General features: G+C 68.3%; 15 protein-coding genes. 7 read left to right on the top strand and 8 right to left on the bottom strand.

All coding sequences use genetic code 11. The features are described 5' to 3' along the window. Positions 1-20: 20 nt before the first annotated feature. Both OG252_RS43275 and OG252_RS43270 read right to left on the bottom strand, forming a co-directional pair. Positions 21-1,895 (bottom strand): DUF4091 domain-containing protein, encoded by a 1,875-nt coding sequence (locus tag OG252_RS43275; protein WP_329343044.1) that lies wholly within the window; start codon positions 1,893-1,895, stop codon positions 21-23. A 114-nt stretch (positions 1,896-2,009) separates the two neighbouring features. After that, the gene (locus tag OG252_RS43270; RefSeq protein ID WP_443068455.1) at positions 2,010-5,027 is read right to left on the bottom strand and encodes a TIM-barrel domain-containing protein; all 3,018 of its coding nucleotides are present in this window, start codon (positions 5,025-5,027) and stop codon (positions 2,010-2,012) included. A gap of 809 nt (positions 5,028-5,836) precedes the next feature. Here OG252_RS43270 and OG252_RS43265 point away from each other — a divergent pair. The 3 genes from OG252_RS43265 to OG252_RS43255 are packed head-to-tail and all read left to right on the top strand — an operon-like array spanning position 5,837 to position 8,956. Continuing rightward, positions 5,837-7,087 (top strand): extracellular solute-binding protein, encoded by a 1,251-nt coding sequence (locus OG252_RS43265; protein ID WP_266444352.1) that lies wholly within the window; start codon positions 5,837-5,839, stop codon positions 7,085-7,087. 4 nt (positions 7,088-7,091) lie between these two features. Then, positions 7,092-8,069: a carbohydrate ABC transporter permease gene (locus tag OG252_RS43260; protein WP_266444350.1), complete on the top strand. Its 978-nt coding sequence runs from the start codon at positions 7,092-7,094 to the stop codon at positions 8,067-8,069. Further along, entirely contained in the window at positions 8,069-8,956 is an 888-nt protein-coding gene (locus OG252_RS43255; protein WP_266444348.1) for a carbohydrate ABC transporter permease, read from the top strand. The genes OG252_RS43260 and OG252_RS43255 overlap by 1 nt, the downstream gene beginning before the upstream one ends. Positions 8,957-8,980: 24 nt before the next feature. On the opposite strand, the gene OG252_RS43250 is transcribed toward OG252_RS43255, so the two are convergent. Beyond that, positions 8,981-9,769: a DeoR/GlpR family DNA-binding transcription regulator gene (locus OG252_RS43250; RefSeq protein WP_266444346.1), complete on the bottom strand. Its 789-nt coding sequence runs from the start codon at positions 9,767-9,769 to the stop codon at positions 8,981-8,983. A 178-nt stretch (positions 9,770-9,947) separates the two neighbouring features. Here OG252_RS43250 and OG252_RS43245 point away from each other — a divergent pair, with 178 nt between their 5' ends. Both OG252_RS43245 and OG252_RS43240 read left to right on the top strand, forming a co-directional pair. Next, positions 9,948-10,682: a hypothetical protein gene (locus OG252_RS43245; RefSeq protein WP_266444344.1), complete on the top strand. Its 735-nt coding sequence runs from the start codon at positions 9,948-9,950 to the stop codon at positions 10,680-10,682. A 166-nt stretch (positions 10,683-10,848) separates the two neighbouring features. Further along, on the top strand, positions 10,849-11,097 hold the full coding sequence (locus OG252_RS43240; protein ID WP_266444341.1) for a hypothetical protein: 249 nt from the start codon (positions 10,849-10,851) through the stop codon (positions 11,095-11,097). Here the strand turns inward: OG252_RS43240 and OG252_RS43235 are convergent. The 5 genes from OG252_RS43235 to OG252_RS43215 are packed head-to-tail and all read right to left on the bottom strand — an operon-like array spanning position 11,091 to position 16,524. Continuing rightward, the gene (locus OG252_RS43235) at positions 11,091-12,035 is read right to left on the bottom strand and encodes an SCO2521 family protein (protein WP_329343037.1); all 945 of its coding nucleotides are present in this window, start codon (positions 12,033-12,035) and stop codon (positions 11,091-11,093) included. The two genes, OG252_RS43240 and OG252_RS43235, sit on opposite strands and share 7 nt — an antisense overlap. Continuing rightward, positions 12,032-13,036, bottom strand: coding sequence for an SCO2522 family protein (locus OG252_RS43230; protein ID WP_266444333.1), 1,005 nt, complete (start codon positions 13,034-13,036; stop codon positions 12,032-12,034). The genes OG252_RS43235 and OG252_RS43230 overlap by 4 nt, the downstream gene beginning before the upstream one ends. After that, positions 13,033-13,950, bottom strand: coding sequence for an SCO2523 family variant P-loop protein (locus OG252_RS43225; protein ID WP_329343035.1), 918 nt, complete (start codon positions 13,948-13,950; stop codon positions 13,033-13,035). Before OG252_RS43225 ends, OG252_RS43230 begins: the two co-directional genes overlap by 4 nt. A gap of 5 nt (positions 13,951-13,955) precedes the next feature. Beyond that, on the bottom strand, positions 13,956-15,770 hold the full coding sequence (locus tag OG252_RS43220; RefSeq protein WP_329345348.1) for an SCO2524 family protein: 1,815 nt from the start codon (positions 15,768-15,770) through the stop codon (positions 13,956-13,958). 25 nt (positions 15,771-15,795) lie between these two features. After that, complete coding sequence (locus tag OG252_RS43215) at positions 15,796-16,524, bottom strand: SCO2525 family SAM-dependent methyltransferase (RefSeq protein ID WP_266444323.1); 729 nt, start codon at positions 16,522-16,524, stop codon at positions 15,796-15,798. A gap of 110 nt (positions 16,525-16,634) precedes the next feature. On the opposite strand from OG252_RS43215, the gene OG252_RS43210 reads away from it, so the two are divergent. Both OG252_RS43210 and OG252_RS43205 read left to right on the top strand, forming a co-directional pair. Further along, a complete protein-coding gene (locus OG252_RS43210) occupies positions 16,635-17,111 on the top strand; it encodes a GNAT family N-acetyltransferase (RefSeq protein WP_266444320.1) in 477 nt (158 codons plus the stop codon). 42 nt (positions 17,112-17,153) lie between these two features. Further along, on the top strand, positions 17,154-17,927 hold the full coding sequence (locus OG252_RS43205; protein ID WP_266444318.1) for a hypothetical protein: 774 nt from the start codon (positions 17,154-17,156) through the stop codon (positions 17,925-17,927). Positions 17,928-17,935: the final 8 nt, after the last annotated feature.

Below are 17,935 nucleotides of genomic sequence, written 5' to 3'. Positions count from 1 at the left end.
CAGAGATTTCCCCTTTCCCCTCATGCCGTCAGCCCCTTCACCACTGCCGCCCGCGCGGTCTCGATGTCGCCCACGTCCTTCGTCCGGCCGTCGAGGTTCCGGGTCGCGATGGTGAGGGCCTCGGTCAGGGCGTCGCTGTCGGCGCCACCGTCCTTCTTCCGCAGCTGGGCGATGAGTTCGTAGTCCTCGATGCCCTCCTTCAGCTGCTCCCAGCGGATGCTGGACATCGGGCCGTCCTTGCCGGGGTAGACCAGGTACTCGTCGCCCTGGGTGAAGATGTGCACCGGCTGCTTGAAGGGGTCGCTGGTCCAGCTGTTGTACGACCAGCGCAGGAAGCCGTCCAGGTTCCGCTGGGCGGAGATCCACGGCAGCATCCGCGACTCGACGGCGGGGGAGAACGAGAGCGTGTTGGGGTGGGCGGGCGCGCCGTACACGTAGAAGGTCGTGGTCTTGCCGGCCTTGCGCCGCTCCTCGACCTTCTCCTTCGTCATCGCGTCGATGCCGCCCCAGTCGACGGACAGGTTGGACGCGACGCCCTCGGTGCTGATCGAACCGGCCACGGAGATGCGGTCGTCGAAGACCGGCGCGACCTCGTGGACGAAGTCCTTGACGACCGTCATGGTGTTGATCGGCCGCTCGTCGAAGGACAGCCAGGTGTCCTCCAGCCAGCCCTTGGCCTTCAGATGCTTCTCGAAGGCGGGCAGGAACGTTCCCCACGCCTCCCGCCAGCGGTCGCCGCCCAGGTCGACGTTCTCGTAGACGGTCTTGCCGGTGCGGGTGTCGGTGTAGGTGAGGTGCTCCTGGTCCTGGAACGCCAGCATGGAGAAGGCGCCGATGTCGGGCCCGAGCCCGGCGCGTCGGGCGGTCTGGACGTACTTGTCCCAGCGGGCGAAGTCGAAGGAGAACGACGTACCGTTCCAGGCCCAGCCCACCATGCTGGTGTACGGCGTGGCGGTCTGTGACTCCCGGGTGCCGAGCGACCACTGGTGGTGCCAGGGATTGTCGACGATGGTGGTGTTGATGACCTTCTGGCCGCGCGAGGCCAGATCGCGGTTGTACTTCTCGATCAGCTTCCAGTGCTGGTCGGACCAGAGCTTGACGCCGTGGTTCTTGGCGATCGTCTCCGGCTGGGCCCATACGTCGAGGAAGAAGTCGTAGTCCGCCGGGTCCGGCACGCTCGCGTCCGCGACCTCGATGGTCAGCGGGTAGGTGGTCTGGGTGCGGCCGTCGGCGTTGACCTTCACCGTGCCGGTGTAGGTGCCGGGTCTGGCCTGCTCGGGGATCTGGAAGGTGAACCACAGTGGCTGTGCCGCGTACGCGGGTACGTCCACGGAGGGCCGCTCCTCCAGCGCGTCGCCGGCCACGTCGGGATTGCGGTCGCCGGACACCTCCTTGCCGGAGCTGACCTGGTCGATGGTGGCGGACCAGTCGACCTCGCTCTTGGAGCGTTGTACCGGCACGTACTTGACGAACCGGACCTGCGTGTCGGCGCCGGACAGCTTCGCGCCGCCGGGCCCGGTGAGGTCGCCGACCACGGCCTTGACGTCGTCGAGGTCCTGGCCGGAGGCGATCGCCAGCTGCGCCGAGACCTGCTCGTTGCGGACGGCGGAGAGCTTGAGCTCCTTGGTGTCCTTGCCCTGGATGGCGGTCATCGGGTAGCGCGGGACCCGCTCCTCCGCGGAGCCGGCGAAGGAGCCGGTGGGCACCCAGGTGATGGTGTCCCTGGTGCCCATGGCGTCGGCGACCTTGACGGTCAGCCAGGTGGTGGTGGCCTTGGAATTGAGATCGGAGCCGGAGGTCGTATCCGTGGTGCCGGTGACGGCTATCGCGGTGGTGCTCGCGGCCACGACCACGCCCGCGACGAAGCCGGCGACAGCTGAGGACGTACGTGCCATGGGGGTGCGTTCCCTCTCTCATGGACGTGCAGGGAGTGGCCCGTCCCCGGCAGGCCCCACGGGGAGGTGGGAGGCCTGCCGGGTGACGGGGGTGGCGCCGGTGGCGGCGGCTCGTCAGGAGGTGACGGAGAATCCGCTGAAGACGGCTTCGATGTTCTCGCCGGGGTGGTTGGCGTTCGCCGCGCTGGCGACCATCCCGGCGTCACCGGTACCGGCGGCCGACGGCACCTGCGCGGTGCCGACCTGCGACCAGGTCTCGCCGTCCTTGCTGGCGTACGCGGTGTAGGTGGCGCCGTCCCGGGTCAGCTTGAGATACGCCGGGTGGTAGGTGGAGCCGCCGCCCGCCCAGGTGTCGAGCTTCCCGTCGCCGTCGCTGTCGGTCATGAACTCCAGTCCGTAGCTCTGGGTCATGACCAGCACGGCGTAACCGCCCTTCTCGGGTGCGGTCAGGTCGTTGGCGAGGGCGACGCCGGCCTTGCCGACCGGTGAGGCACTGTCCTGGGAGACCAACTGGGCCTGCACGGTGGTTTTTTCACCGGCCGCGTCGTCGCGGTAGATGACGCCCTTCTCGTCCTTCCAGCCCGACAGGTCCTGGCCGCCCGCCCAGATGGCGAACTGGTCGCCCGCCTGAGCGTATTGGGGGTCCTCGGAGGTGGTGTCGGCCGTGAGGTACGGCTCCTGCACGCTGCCCGGGGCCGCCTTCACCTGCGCCGGCACGGTGTCGGTCACCTTCGTCGACCCGTTGTAGGTGGCCGTACCGGTGAGGTTGTGGCTGCCCCATCGGGCGTCGGCGGCCGGGGTCACCGTCCAGGTGGTGGTGAGGGTGGCGCCGTTCCTGAGCGACGCCGCGGTGGTCGGGCCGGTCACCTCGGCGCCCCAACCGTCGGGCAGGTCCAGGCCCGCCTTGACGTTCTTGAGCGTCCCGGTGCTCCAGTTGGTCACCTCGGTGGTCACCTCGAACGGCTTACCGGCATCGGTGGCCGGGGCGTCCGGGGTGATCAGGACGGAGGCGGCCGGAGCGTCGTCGCGCTTGAGCGCCTTGACGGCCTTGTCTGCCCCCTTGGCCTTGAGGTTGACGAAGGCCGGGGTGACGCCGAGCGGCGCCGCGTACCCCTTGAGGGTCTTGGGGCCGCGGATCACGGTGCCCTGGTTCACGTCGTACCAGGTGCCCGGCGGCAGATGGACGGAGCGGGTGGCGCCGGAGCTCAGCTTGGGTGCGGCCAGCACGGCCGGGCCGAGCATCCACTCGTCGGTGACCGTGTAACTCGCCGCGTCCTTCGGGAAGTCGAAGAACAGCGGCCGCATGATCGGATCACCGGTCTTCAGGGTGCTCTGCACCTGGTCCCAGATGTACGGGGCGAGCTTCTCGTGGGTCTCGATCGCCTCCCGGTAGAGGTCGACCGTCTCCTGGTCGTAGTCCACCTTCTGGCCGGTCGTGGTGTCGTTCGTGTCCACCGGGGAGGTCGAGGCGTACATCAGCGGCATCAGCGAGGCGGACTGCGCCCACCGCACGAGTACGTCCTTCGTCGGTGCGGGCTGGCCGCCGGAGCCGCCGATCATGTCGGACTCGACGAACGGGTAGCCGATGGTGGAGATGGCGAGGTTCTGGGTGGCGGAGGCACGCAGGGAGTCCCAGCCGGTGCCCTTGTCGACCTGGCGGGTGACGAAGCCGGCCTCGTGGGCCGTCCGGTTCCAGTGCACCCGGATGCCGGCGCCCTGGAGGTCGAACTCGTCGGCGAGCTCGGTGCCGAGCTTCTGGTAGTCCGTGGCCTGGTGGCCCTCGCGGGGCGCGCACTTCTCGTCGAAGAAGCGGGTGTCGAACTTCAGCCCGTCGATGTCATACGTGTCCATGAGGGTCTTGAGGTTGCCCTCGTACCAGGCCTTGGCTTCGGGGTTGGCCAGGTCGATGATCCCGGCCTGGCCGTTCCACCAGGTCACTTCACACGGCTTGGTCGTGTCCTTGGCGTCCATGAGCAGGTAGCCGTTGTCGACCGCGTACTGGTAGTTGTCGGAGTCCAGGTTGATCCACAGGGTGACCCAGATACCGAAGTCGAAGCCCATGTCGTGGATCTTCTGGGAGAGACCCTTGGGATCGGGGAAGGTCTTGGGATCCCAGGTCAGGTTGCCGTAGTTCGACTCCCACTTGTCGTCGAGCTGGATGGTGTGCCCGTCCAGGCCGTTCTCGTGGAGGTCGGTGGCGTAGTCGAGCAGTTTCTCCTGGTCGATCTTCGTGTAGAACTGCGCCCAGGAATTCCACAGCGGCTTGGCGTACTGCTCGTACGTGGCGTCGCTCTTGGTCGGCTTGCCGACGATGCCGATGTAGTCGCGGTAGACCTCGAGCGGGGTCGACTCGACGAACACGGTGGCCTTGTAGGTGTCGGGCGACTCGACGGTGAAGGTGCCGAGGCCGTCCTTGCCCTTGTTGAGCGCCACGTCCATGACGTCGCCGGTGTCGACATGGAGACCGGTCGACTTGGAGGTGTACCAGAACGGGTCGATCATGTTGTACGAGGCCGGGCCGAAGGTCTCGTGGTCGACCTCGCCGGCGTCCAGCGGCCAGGGCTGGTTGACGCCGGGGCCGCCCTGTGGGGTTTCCGCCTCACCGTGGCCGTACCAGTGGCCTGCCGATGACAGGTCGTAGGCGAGGCCGAGTTGGTCGGGGCTGCCGCCTTCGACGTCCCAGTCCAGCTGGTAGCGGTCGGCTTCGGGCGTGATCCGGGCCTTGACGGTGGCGCCGTCGAGGGTGGTGTCGGTGGTGAGGGTGAGGACGCCGCTCTGCCACGTCCAGTCGGTGACCTCGGTGGCGTGCTCCCACTTCTCGTCGGAACGGAAGCGGAGTCCTCCGGTGTCGCCGCCCGCGGTGCCGAGCACGGTTTTTCCGGAGCGCTCGGTGGTGAGGGCGAGTTCGTCGGTGGCTATGTCGACGGCGTAGCCGGGGGTGTTCCTGGTGCCCGGCACGGACAGGGTGAGGCCGTCCGCGCTCTGGGTCACCTTGGGCCGGTCGACGGTGTCCGCCTGGGCCTTCGTGGTGAGGGGTCCGGTGACGGACGGTACGAGCGTCAGGGTCAGCGCGGTGGCCAACAGCGTTGCGGGTCTACGGGATTTCCGCCGTCTGAGCGGTTGGATGCGCACTCACGACCTCCTGCGGGGCGGGGCGTTGCTTCGCGGAGCAGCACGGCAAGATCATGCTCATTTCTGCTCATGTTCTGGCCAGAAACGTCAGCTGTCAACATTCACTTCCATGATTTCTCCGCAGCACCAGTGGCCACTGTCACCCCTGATGACAGCGGCACGACCGGGTCCGCGCCCTGCTCGGAGCGGGGGCAGGCCCCGGAGAAAGGGCTGTAAATTCTGCGTGAACCGCGTCCAGTTCGGGCGGTTCCGGCTCCTCTGCCCGGTCCGCGACGCCGACGTGGCCGACGGGCGTCGCAGCCAGGGCGGGATCATTCAGCGGGCCGGCTGACGGGGCGTCCGGGCAAGACCCGAGCGCCGCGGCCAACGGCTGCATCACGACCGGGTCGGCCACCGGGTCACTCCCGAAAACACACCAACTGGCCCTCGGTCAGGGGACTTCCCTCGGCCGGCCATGAGGAACGACTGCCGGACGATCGAAGCACCAGGCCGCCCGGTTCCACCCGGCGCGGGGGACGGCCCGCGCCGGCTCCCGTCACGGCAGGCCTGCACCCAAGCGCCCGGCACCTCGCGCCGCCGAGGCCGCCCGTGAGGCGGCCCCGTACGCCCAGCCCCACCCCGCGGGCGGACCAACCGCTCTACTCCGAGGGGCCTTTCAGACCGCGACTCGACAGGCACCCGGGACAGCATCCGCCCGCAGGCAACCCTTGACATCGTGCGCAATCAGTTGGGCATGATGGTGATTACTGCTTGAAGTAAGCCACTTTCGAGCAGAAAAAATCACTGACTTGCAACGAAGGTGGTACCCCGTGAAACGGCACCTCATCGGCATCGCAGCAGGTGTGACCCTCGCCCTGGTCATCAGCGGTTGCGGGAAGGGAGGTTCGTCCGGCGACAGCGACTCGGACGGGAAGACGATCAGATTCGTGGCCGCCAAGTACGACGACGACACCCAGCCCTACTGGGACAACCTCATCAAGACCTTCGAGGCCGAGAACCCCGGCTACCGGGTCGAGTTGGAGGTCGTCGACTGGGAGCAGCTGGATTCCAAGGTCAAGACATACATCCAGACCGGGCAGCAACCCGACGTCCTCAACTACAACAAGTTCTCCGACTTCGCCCGCGACGACCTGATCTTCCAGGCCAAGGAGGTCGTGTCGCCGAAGGTGCTCGACGACTTCCTGCCACTCTTCGCCGATCAGGCGCAGTACGAAGGCGTCCAGTACGGCCTGCCGTTCATCTCCAGCGCGCGGCTCTTCTTCTACAACAAGGACATCTTCGACAAGGCCAAGATCTCCAAGCCGCCGTCCAGCTGGGCCGAGGTCGAGGGCGCCGCCGAGAAGATAAAGAAGGCCGGGGACATCCCGTTGGGCCTGCCGCTCGGCGCGGAGGAGGCCCAGGCCGAGTTCTACATCTGGGCGATGAACAACGGCGGCGGCTGGACCGACAAGTCGGGCAAGTGGACGGTCGACCAGCAGGCCAACGTCGAGACGCTGGACTTCCTGCGGAAACTCACCAAGGCCGGGCTGACCCAGCCCAACCCCGAGGCCACCAACCGCAAGGACGTCTTCAACCAGTTCGCGCAAGGCAGGATCGGCATGATCAACGGTGCCGTCTTCATGCGCAAAGGCTTCATCGACACGGTCGACAAGAACCTGAACTACGGCGTCGCACCGCTGCCGAGCAAGGACGGCACGACGCACAACACGCTCGGTGTCCAGGACTACCTGGTGGCCTTCAAGAAGGACGAGGGCAAGAACCGCGAAGCCGTCAACAAGTTCCTCGACTTCTTCTACCAGAAGGAGAACGCCTCCAAGTTCCTGTCCACCGAGGGGTTCCTGTCGGTCACCAAGTCGGCCGGTGACGCGCTGAGTTCGGACTCCTCCTACTACAAGCCGTTCGTCGACGCACTCTCGGGCGCGCGGTTCGCCCCTACCGACAACCCCAACTGGTCGGCCGTCGAGGGCGCCGTGAAGCAGCGCATCGGCACCGCCGTGTCGGGCGCCGAGCCCGAGAAGATCCTGGGCGAAATCCAGGAGACCGCCGAGAAGGACGGCTGACCGGGTGGCCGTACAGGACGTCACCACGCGCACCGCCGGAGCCGGAGCGGGGGAGGAACGGACGTCGGCGGCACCGGCACGCGGTTCCCGCCCCTCCCCGAAGCGTCTTCGCCTGCGGGCACTGGAACCACTGCTGTGGCTCGGCCCCGCACTCGTGCTGATCCTGGCCGTGGTCATCTGGCCCGTCGTCGAGATGGTCCGCACCTCCCTGATGGACATCAGCTCCACCGGACTGACCCGCGGCTTCGCGGGTGGCGACAACTACGCCGCGCTGTTCGCCGAGCCGGACCTGCCGGGCGTGGTGCTGCGCACCCTGGTCTGGGTGGTGGGCGTGGTCACGGTCACGATCACCGTCTCGCTGGCACTGGCGCAGTTGCTCAAGTCGCGTTTCCCCGGGCGCCGGATGGTCCGCTGGGCGCTGATCGTGCCCTGGGCGGCATCGGTTCTGATGACGGCGCTGACCTGGCGCTGGATGCTCAACAACTTCTACGGCGTCGTCAACCGCGTGCTGATGGACGTGGGAATTCTCGACAAGCCGGTGAACTGGCTGGCCCACCCGGTCCAGGCGTTCGCCTGGATGATGGCCGTCGCGGTCTTCGTCTCCCTGCCGTTCACCGCGTTCGTCATCCTCTCCGGCCTCGGCACCATCCCGGCCGAGGTGTACGAGGCGGCCCGCCTGGACGGCGCGGGAACGGTCCGCACCTATCTCTCCGTCACGCTGCCGCTGCTGCGCCCGTCGCTGCTGGTCGCCGCCATCATCAACGTCATCAACGTGTTCAACTCCTTCCCGGTCATCTGGGCCATGACCCGCGGCGGTCCCGGCTTCGCCACGGACACGACCACCACCTACATGTACAAGCTCGCGTTCGACAACCAGGCCGTCGGCGAGTCGGCGGCGATGGCCGTCGTGAACTTCGCGCTGATCCTCCTGGTCGTGCTGGTGTATCTGCGGGTCGTCCGCAGTCGAGAGGAGATCGGCTGATGTCCGCCGTCACGGTCCGATCCGCAACAGCCCAACCCACTACGGCCCGGCGTCGACGCCCGCCCCGGCTGCGCACCGTCCTGCTCACCGCGGTGGGCTGGCTGGTGGCCCTCTTCTTCCTGGCGCCGTACCTGCAGATGCTGCTGACGGCCCTGAAGCCGACGCCGGAGCTGATGAAGTCGCAGCCGTCCTATCTGCCGTCGCGGTGGGAGTGGTCGAACTTCGCCGACGTCTGGTCGCTGAAGGACCCGCCGGTCTCCGACGCGCTGCTGTTCTCGCTGTACGTCGCCGGGATGTCCACGCTCCTCGCACTCGCCGTGGGGCTGCCCGCCGCGTACTACACCGCCCGTCACCGGTTCCGCGGACGCGGCGCGTTCCTGCTGCTGGTGCTGGTCACCCAGATGTTCGCACCGACCGCACTGCTGGTGGGCATCTACCGGGAGATGGTCAGCCTCGACCTGACCGACACCGCGGAGGGGTTGATCCTGGTCAACGCGGCGTTCAACCTGCCGTTCTGCATCTGGATCCTCAACGCGTACTTCGCGAGCATCCCCAAGGAGCTGGAGGAGGCGGCGTTCATGGACGGGGCCGGCCGGCTGGGCGCGATGCTGCGGGTCACCCTGCCGCTGGCGCTGCCCGGAGTGGTGACCGCGCTCGTCTACACGTTCATCGGGGCCTGGAACGAGTACGTCGTCGCCCTCACCATCACCTCGTCCGGCGACCGGACGACACTGACCAAGGCCATCCCCGGATTCGTCACGGCGTACCAGGAGCAGTGGCAGTACCTCTTCGCCACGTCACTGATCGCGATCGTGCCGGTCGTCGTCCTGTTCATCTTCGTGGAGCGCTATCTGATCAGCGGTCTGACGGCCGGCGGCATCAAGTGACCTGTCTGCGACGCGCGCCGGCGCTCAGGCCCGCACGATCTCCACGCCCGCCGCGGCGAACGGCTCGGTCAGCTCCGGGCCCGCCGCCTTGTCGGTCACCAGCACATGGATGTCTTCCACCGGGCAGATCCGGGCGAAGGCCCGCCGGCCCAGCTTCGAGGAGTCCGCGACCACGATCACCCGTTCGGCGCGGCGGGCCAACGCCCAGTTGATGCCTGCCTCGCCCTCGTCCTGGGCCGTCGCCCCGTGCCGGACGTCGATCGCGTCGACGCCGATGAAGGCATGGTCGAGCGTGATCTGCGCGAGCATCCCGGTGGCGAGCGGTCCGGTGAGCTCGTACGAGGCAGGGCGGGCCACTCCCCCGGTGAGGACGAGCTTCACATGGCGGCGTACGACCAGTTCGTTGGCGATGTTCAGGGCGTTGGTGACGACCGTCAGCGAGGGCCCGGCGCCCTCCGTGCTCAGCTCGGGCCTGATGGCCAGCGCCCGGGCGACCGCGGTGGTCGTGGTACCGCCGTTCAAGCCCACCACGGCACCCGCCTTCACCAGGCCCGCAGCCGCGTTGGCGATCCGTTCCTTCTCCGGAGCGTTGCGCGCGGCCTTGTAGCGGAGCGGCAGGTCGTACGCGATGGCGTTGATCACGGCGCCGCCGTGGGTACGGGTGACCATTTGCTGGCGCGCCAGCTCATCCAGGTCGCGTCGGATCGTGGCGGTGGAGACGTGCAGTACGTCCGCGGCGGCCTCGACCTCGATCCGCCCGTCGCGCGTCAGTATGTCCAGCAAGGCGCTCCATCGGTCCTGCGGTGCCGCCATGCGTCGTCCCCTGTCCCTGATGTCCGGACCCGTGACAGCACGAGCCATGTCCGATTCCCTGAAAAGCAATGCCTGTTTCAGCAGCTTAGATGCCCAAAGCCAGCACTTATGCGCACGGTGGCCAGCCATGGTCCGGCCGGTCGTGTGATCGACATCTTCCCCCGGGACAATCGTCGCCATGAGCGACAGTACGGACAACGCGGAGAGCCGCCTGGCCAGGATCGAGCGGTTGCTGGAGAGCGGCGGGCGCGACGCGGCACCCGCATGGCGCCGGGCGACGCAGGGTGAGCCGCGTTGGGCGGTGACCGCCGTGATCCTGGTGGCGGTCGCCCTGCAGCTCATGCTGCCGCACCGCCTCACCCTCCAGCCGTACTGGGCGCTACCGACGCTGGAACTGGTCCTGCTGGCCGGCCTGATCGCCGCGAACCCCCGGCGGGTCGAGCCCCGGACCCGGTGGCTGCGGTGGCTCGGCCTGGCCATGATCTGCCTGATCAGCCTGGCCAACGGCTGGGCGGCGGTCCGGCTGGTGGCGGGCCTGGTGAACGGAACCGAGGGGACGGACGCCGGGCCCCTGCTGCTGACCGGCGGCGGAATCTGGCTGACGAACGTCATCGTGTTCGCCCTGTGGTACTGGGAGTGGGACCGCGGCGGGCCGCTGGCGCGGTCCCAAGGCCACCACCAGTTCGCCGACTTCCTCTTCGTACAGATGCAGAGCCCTCAGACCGCGCCGCCGGACTGGGAGCCGGCGTTCCCGGACTACCTGTACCTGTCGTTCACCAACTCCACCGCCTTCAGCCCGACCGACGTGATGCCGTTGTCGCGCTGGGCCAAGATGCTGATGATGGTGCAGTCCTCGGTCTCCCTGGTAACCGTGGTCCTGGTGGTCGCCCGGGCCGTCAACATCCTGCGGTGACAGCGCGGCGGGGATCCGGTGGGCGGGTGGGGGTTCCGCCGTCCATGGTGGCCTGCTGCAGCGGACTGAAGGTGGCGCCGCCGGCGAGGCAGGCGGGAAGCGGTGGCCTGGGCATCCGGGGTCCACTCGAGTGGCCTGGATTCGTCGCAGGCGGTGAGCGACAGCGATGCGCGCCGAGGTCGGCCCCGTGAAGCCGGCCGCACCGGAGTGGGCCGACCGCTGCGGCCGAGCGGTGCGCTGCGAGCGGCCGCCGCGCAGCAGGTACTGGTACGTCGAGAACGGCCAACTGTGGTGTCACGAGCCGAAGTCCACCCGGGGCCAGGCGGACCACGGTGACACCGGACAGCGGAACACCGCCACGATGTCCCACCCGGTGGGCACCGGGCCGCGGACAGCCCGTTCCGCGGATCACTGAGGGACCGTGCCGCCCCGCAGCGCGCGCAGGGTCAGCTCGTCACGGAGGCGGTTGACGCACAGCTCCCACTGCCGGGTGAAGCCGGGATTCACCTCTATCCCCTCCCACATCCCGCCAAGACCGGGCGGGACGTCGGCGCTCGGCAGCCACAGGTGGAGCAGTTGGCCGACAACGGCAAGCAGGTCGTCCTGGGCGGCCGGGTCGGCGTCGGACGCCCGCCGCTCGACGACACGGGCCACTGTCGTCAGCAGCCAGTCGTGCAGGGCCAGGTCCTCGCACAGGGCCGTCAGCTGCTCCCGGGTTACGCCGGCCGCCTCGGGAACCCTGAGCCGTACCGTCCGCAACTCCGCGTCGACGAGAGTGAAGGCACCTCGCAGGCGCTCACCGCCCACCACCGCGGACCAGCGCAGCCGGGTCCGCCTCGGGCGGAAGGGCGACCGGCGGTCGAGGAGTGGGGAGGCCCTGATCCGGCGCAGCAGTGCTTCGCTCACGGCTCCCGGGTCGAGGCTCTCGGGGGCGCGGCCGGTCAGAAACCGTGCGGCGGCGTCCGCCGGATCGCCTCGGCCGCCGAGTTCGACGACGCCGGGTCGGGCCATGTAGTGGCTCCAGCGCTGTCTTCGGTCGCCGCCGGGCGCCACGACGGAACGCGTCGAGCCCTGCACCACGCGGCCGCCGACCACGCGTACGCGTGCCGCGAGGGTACCGATGGCCCGCGGGCGGGCTCCGGACCGTGTGATCAGCGGGCAATCCACGCCGTGCAGTTGGTCGGCGGAAACGGCCCACGGGACGGGCCGTTCGCGTGCCCGGACCCGTTCGCCGGGCACGAGGTCCAGCAGCTCGGCGACCTGGTCGGACGGCAGGGCGAGACGGTTCATGAGCAGTCCGGTGCGGACTTCGCCCACCATCGCGAACTCGCCGTCGTCGCGTCCGTCCGTCATGTGCCGCCCCCCTGCGTGCCGGTGGTGGTGAAGGCGTACAGAACGCGTTCAGCCAGGGCGGGCGGCACGGCAAGGCCTTCGGCCACGCTGCGCTCGGCGACCTGTCGCATCGCAGCGGGGTCGGCGGCCGTGTGGTCGAGGATCATGCGCACGGCGTGTTCGACGGGCAGGAACCGGCTGTCGAGGACCGAGAACGTGCGGTACCCGCAGAACGGCGGCGCCTGTGGGTTGAGCCGTAGGACCGGCGGCAGACGGTGCCACTCCTCCGGGAAGTCGTCCTCGTCCCAGGACTGGGGCGGCAGGACGACCTCTCCCCGGTCCCTGAGCAGTCCGAGTCTGAGCATCTGCCAGACGGCGGCGAGGAACGGACACGACCACAGGCGACGGCCGTCGCGTCCGGTCGACCACAGCTGCGCGTCGAGGAAGACGGAATGCCGACGGGCGCCGAGCTCCAGTGGCGGCTCCCAGGCGGTGGCCGTCGACATGGCCTGAGCGGGTACGTCGGACCGGGATCGCACGCCGTTGCAGAACCAGCCGGACTCCTCCACCGGTGGCCGGGCTCCGTTGCCGCCGACGGGCGGCTCCTTCACGAGCCGGGCGAGCAGCAGCTCAGCCGTGCGCACACTGTCGGTCGCGGCGCAGGCGGACTCACGTGCCAGATAGTCGATGCGCAGACCGGCCTTGGAAGCAGCGCGAGTCACCATGGGGATCGCCTCGGCAGGTGAAGAGAACTGCGTGAAGTAGTCGTCCACCAGGAAACAGGTACTGACCCGCCGTTTGGGCCCGGCGAGCGAGCGGGCCGTGGCGGCCCACGGCGCGACCTGGGCGAAGTGGGCGCGCAGCCGTTCGGGGCCGGCCGCGAAGTCCTCCATGTAGAGATGCCCGAGCTCGACGGACAGATGGGAGTACGCGACGGCCCTGGTGCGGTGGTCGTCCGACGACTCGCGGTACACGAAGGCGGCTTCCCGGACACCGGCGGATTCCCCCTCGGCTGCGTTCACAGCGTCTCCCACCTGGCATCGTCCTTCAGCGCGTCAGCGAGGTCCCGGAACGCCTGCACCGTCTCCGGGTTGGCGATCGGCGGCATCAGCACGTCCTCGTCGGTGAGGAGCTGTTCGCTCCACTGAAGTACGGGATCCAGCGGCACAGTGCCCAGCGTGGCCGTTCGCCCCAGGCCCAACTTGCCTGCTCGGCGGGTCAGTTCGGCGTCGAACGCCTCGAGCCATCGCGTCTGCTCGACCCGCATCCCGGTCCAGGCCACCGAGCCGGGGACCGGCACGGCGGCCCGCACGTAACGGATCCGCCGGGCCAACTCCTCCGGGTCGTGGCCGCGGTGGGCGCCGCTGCGCAGGATGCCACGCTCGTCCTGGACCAGCGCCGCGGTGGCCTCGACGTGCTGGCGGGTCCAGCGGTGGAAGACCAGCCAGCGGGTGACGACCTCTCGGAACGCCGGCCGCGCGGTCGTCCGCAGCGCGATGTCGATGGCATACGACCGGCCGGCGCTGAGGTCCACGATCGTCACGGCGAACTCCTCCTCCAGCGCCAGGAGCAGCTCCGCGCACCGGTCCGTCACGGCCTCGTCGGCGGGGAACTCGCCGCCGCCGGGGTCGCCGGGCACCAGGCACAGCCGACCGGCGCCCAGGAGAGAACTGCGCAGACCGTTCCGTTCGGACAGGGACCACACGTCGAGCCGCGCGGACTCCGCGACGCGGCCCTGGAGGTAGGAGTGCACGCCGTTGTCCGTCGCCTCACTCATGGCGGAGCCGACTGCGAAGACGGTGGCAGCAGTCGGGGAACCGAAGTCGAAGTCGACATAGGCGACGTTGTCCCCGGCCAGGGCACGGCGGTAGGCGAGGTTGGCGCAGGTGACGGAACGGCCGGTGCCACCCTTGTCCGAGGTCGCGAAGACGAGCACCGGCCTCAGCCTCCCCTCGCGGCACGGGACCTGGCGAGCGCGAGGCCGTCGAGCTCTCTCAGTACCTCGTCCACGAGGGCGGCCGAGGTGCCGGGGCGCGAGTCGACGATGTCGCGTGCCCTGCGCAGCGCCGCCTCGATGCGGACGAGCGGCTCGTCCGGAGAGGATCCGCCGACCGGACGGCTCATCGTCTCCTGGGCGAAGAGATGCTCGGCCTCGCGCAGCTTCTCGCCCGCGGTCTCGAGGAGCTGCGGGCTGCGCACAGGCGGGGCCTTCACCATCGTGGCCGCGACGACGAGGACCTCCACAACCCGTTCGGTCAGGTACCAGGAGGGTGCGGTGGCGTGGGGTTCCCGGGCGCCGAACACGCCTCCCGGGGCGTCCCACAGGCCCGCCGCGCGTCCACGGCTCAGGCGTCGCCGCCACAGGTGGTCCACCAGTTCGTCCGCCACCGACATCAGGCGGTCGCGCCTGGGCAGGTCCGACGTGAGACGGGCGACCTGCAGCATGCGTTTGAGGAGCATCGGCGCGTAGTCGGCCATGAGCCAGCCCATGGCCGGTCCGTGGCGTTCGCTCCCCGGCAGCGGAATCAGCTCGCCCGGGTCGTGGAGTTCCACCGTGCGGGAACGGTCCGACGGGCGCCGGGTGATGCCTCCGCGTGCGGCCAGTTCCTCGAGGACGGCGGCCAGCGGCGTCAGGTCGTCGACCGGAGCGAACTCGTCGTCGCCGTGCTGGCGCATCAGGTTGTGCACGACGACGGAAGCGACCTGCAGCGTCGCGTAGTCGGACTCCTCGGATTCCACCGTGCGCCACGGCATGTTCTGCAGCAGCGGCCACCGGGCGCCGCCGAACCGGGCGAGGGACGTCCAGTAGCCCTGTGTCAGTTCCCAACGCAGGTGCAGTTCCTGGGCGAGCGTCTGCTGTTCGCGGCCCAGCAGGCCGAGCCGGAGGGTCTGGGGTGAGAACAGATCGACGATGCCGTCCATGGCCGTCGCGGTGAAGTACAGGGACGGCACGGGCTCGGCGAGGTGCAGGGGGTTGTCGTCGGACCGCACCGGTCCCCACGACCAGCCGCACTCGAACAGCAGGGCCTCGTCGACGAGGCCTGGGGCGACGGACGGCGGTACGAGGTCCCGCAGCCCGTTCCGGATCGGCCGCATTTCGCTGCGCAGCCGATCGACGAGTGCGCGGCGGGACTGGCGGCGCTGGCCCAGGGCGAGCACGAGGGTGTCGCCGCGCGTGGAGTCCACCGGGAAGACGTCGACCGCGAAGCTGTGCAGCAGGCCGCGCATGGCATGGGTCAACCGGCGGTCCAGTGCCTCATGGATGCCGCGGAGCGAGGCGGCGAGCTCCTCGCCGCGGACCTTCTTGGCGAAGCTCTTCACGAAGGCCAGCGCGGACAGGCTGAACGTCACGGCCATCGAGAAGGCCTCGACCGTCTCCAGGCGGGACTGTTCGGGGGACGCCTGGGCCTTCGGATCCAGCGGGCGCAGACTTCCACCCGGCGGGAACACCGGTGTGCCGTTCTCAGCGGTGTACATGTCCAGATAATCACGGATGATGCCGGCGAGGGCCTTGGGCACACCCGCCCAGTCACCGAGCGGCGAGAGCACCTCGTGCACGTCCGGCTCCATGGCGTCCGGTTCGGAGAACCCCAGGTCGGAGATCTTGAACGCGGGGTAGAGGAGGCAGACGAGCTGCTCCGCGTCGCTGATCGAATTGCGGCTGGCCCGGCCGGGGTTCACCCAGTTCCGCCCCTCGGTGGAGCAGCTCAGGATCGACCGCCAGATGTCGAGCAACCGGTGGCGAGGCTGAATCATCACGCGAGCGGCTCCCCGAACGCTGCTACTTGACGTGACCGTGCACCAGGATCATCCCGCTGTAACCCTCCCTGAGCGGTTGGGAGCCGACATCGATGTGGTGGAACTCCAGCCGGTTCCCCAGCTCCCACATCTCCTCCCGCACGTCGGTCACGCCGATCCCCAGAGCCGGGAAGTGACGGCCGCCGACCTCGTAGCCACTGGAGTTCTGCATGAACGTCATGGCGAACGGTGCGCCCGGCTTCAGCAGTGCGCAGAACCTTCCGAGTGCCGTGGTGAATTCCTCGCGGACGGTAGTGATGGATTCCGCGACGAAGAACATGGTGCCCAGGTCCCACTTCTCCTCCGGGACTGAGTCGAGGATGTCCCATTTCCGCACGGCGGTGCGGCGGCGCATCCGTTCACGGGGTCGCTGGATGGTGCGGTACACCTCCTGCTCGGCCAGCACCTGCCAAAAGCTGTCCCAGTTCGCCGAATAGTCACGCAACTGAAGTGCGAGCCATTTTCGGTTCGCTTCGGAGAATTCGAGCAGGCTTATCTCCCGGCAAAAAGGAAGCATGGCAAGAGCGGGGTAGAGATTGGTTCCGGTACCCACGTCGACGCCGCGTGCATCCGAGTCGAATGGCAGGTCGGAGAAGAAGTCACGGAGGACGTTCAGGATGTGACGGTCCTCGTCGTGCAGGTCCGCGTAGTTGTGCTCCAGGTAGTCCTCCGAGTCGAATGCATCCCAGTCGTACGCAGAGTTCCCTGCCATACGTCTCCCCAGAACCGGCCAGCCCGGAAGGACGAGGGTACTACCAACTCCTTTGGTGCGGTGCTACTTTACGGGGATCCGTTCGGCAAACTCTCGATAAGGATCAAGCTTTGCCCTCAGGTACATCCACCAGCGGGCAAGATCGCTTCCGGACCCCCGGGGAAAAGGATCTTCCTGACCTGTACCGGCTCGACCACGAGGCGTTCGGAGAGGATGAAGGGTATCCGTACTTCTTCCTCAGGCAACTCTTCGATGTCCATCGACGCGATTTCCTGCTTCTGGAGCGGGAAGGCGTGCTGAGCGGATACGCGCTGGCCGTTCGCAGTTCCGGCGAGGAGCACGCCTGGCTGCTCGCACTCGGTGTCTTACCAGAATTCCAGCGCCGGGGCTGCGGTTGGGCCCTGCTGGGCGCCGCCGTACAACATGTCAGGGACGCAGGGGCGTTGCGTTTGAATTTGGTAGTGCGCCCGGACAACGAATCCGCGCGTCGTCTCTACTCCAGGTACGGATTCCGCGACGGCGGATTCTTCGAGGACTACTACGGCAGTGGACGCGACCGCGTTTTCATGAGTTACGTCATGGACTGAAGGTCCGGCTCGGATACGGCCGGGAACGGGGGACACTGGGCGATGTCCGGAAGCAGCAGGCGCAATGAGGGAAGCTGGGCTCGTGGCGAGGCGCGAGCCTGGCTCATCCTGGCTCTGGGCATCGTCACGACGGGGTTCGGCGTCGCGTTCGCGGCCGCGGCCGTCGACGACAACGGGCACATGTCGCTCCCCAACCAGGAGATCTCCGGGGTGCTCACCGCCCTGGGCGGCGGCATCGTCGGTGCCGTCATCAGCATCATGGTGGCCAGGGCTTCGGACCGGGAGACTCTCCAGCACATGACGAACGTGCTGGAGGAGTCGCTCACCAGCAGTCTGAGGTCGGAGAACGCACGGCTGGCCTCGGCACGGCACCCATGGCACCACTACTTTCTCACCACACTGCGCGGCCGGAACGTCTGGCGCTACGAGCAGTACCCGTTCCACCTCAGCGCCCATGTCGGCTCTTTGGCCGTGGAGATCGACGTCCAGTCCGACAGCGGCCTGACAAACAAGTACCTGGTCGAGGCTTTCATACGGCATGAGCGGCTGGCCGTCGTCAGCCGCAAGATCGGGGACGCGGCCACCGTGTTCGTCGAGATCTACCCGCAGTTCGACGGCGAGCTCTCCGAGTACTTCGGAATCGGTGTCGTCAGAACCTGGGACGCCACCAACATCGTCACCAAGGTCATTCTCAGCCGACATCCCCTCGTGTCGAGCACGGACGGCACCCTGACCCAGCAGGACTCCGCCGAGCTGGACCTCATCTGGGAGCAGGGGTTCAAGCGCCTCAACGACGTGCTGCCGGACTGCACTTGAGGCGAACC

The sequence above is a fragment of the Streptomyces sp. NBC_01352 genome (assembly GCF_036237295.1).
Taxonomy (GTDB): Bacteria; Actinomycetota; Actinomycetes; order Streptomycetales; family Streptomycetaceae; genus Streptomyces; species Streptomyces plumbiresistens.
Note: the sequence above shows the minus strand (reverse complement) of the source record. Positions and strands in the feature narration are given on the sequence as shown.

Bases quoted from the DNA above. Each gene is read 5' to 3' on its own strand.
- OG252_RS43275 (WP_329343044.1), bottom strand. From the start codon at position 1,895: ATGGCACGTACGTCCTCAGCTGTCGCCGGCTTCGTCGCGGGCGTGGTC.
- OG252_RS43255 (WP_266444348.1), top strand. From the start codon at position 8,069: ATGTCCGCCGTCACGGTCCGATCCGCAACAGCCCAACCCACTACGGCC.
- OG252_RS43250 (WP_266444346.1), bottom strand. From the start codon at position 9,769: ATGGCGGCACCGCAGGACCGATGGAGCGCCTTGCTGGACATACTGACG.
- OG252_RS43245 (WP_266444344.1), top strand. From the start codon at position 9,948: ATGAGCGACAGTACGGACAACGCGGAGAGCCGCCTGGCCAGGATCGAG.
- OG252_RS43240 (WP_266444341.1), top strand. From the start codon at position 10,849: ATGCGCGCCGAGGTCGGCCCCGTGAAGCCGGCCGCACCGGAGTGGGCC.
- OG252_RS43235 (WP_329343037.1), bottom strand. From the start codon at position 12,035: ATGACGGACGGACGCGACGACGGCGAGTTCGCGATGGTGGGCGAAGTC.
- OG252_RS43220 (WP_329345348.1), bottom strand. From the start codon at position 15,770: ATGATTCAGCCTCGCCACCGGTTGCTCGACATCTGGCGGTCGATCCTG.
- OG252_RS43215 (WP_266444323.1), bottom strand. From the start codon at position 16,524: ATGGCAGGGAACTCTGCGTACGACTGGGATGCATTCGACTCGGAGGAC.
- OG252_RS43205 (WP_266444318.1), top strand. From the start codon at position 17,154: ATGTCCGGAAGCAGCAGGCGCAATGAGGGAAGCTGGGCTCGTGGCGAG.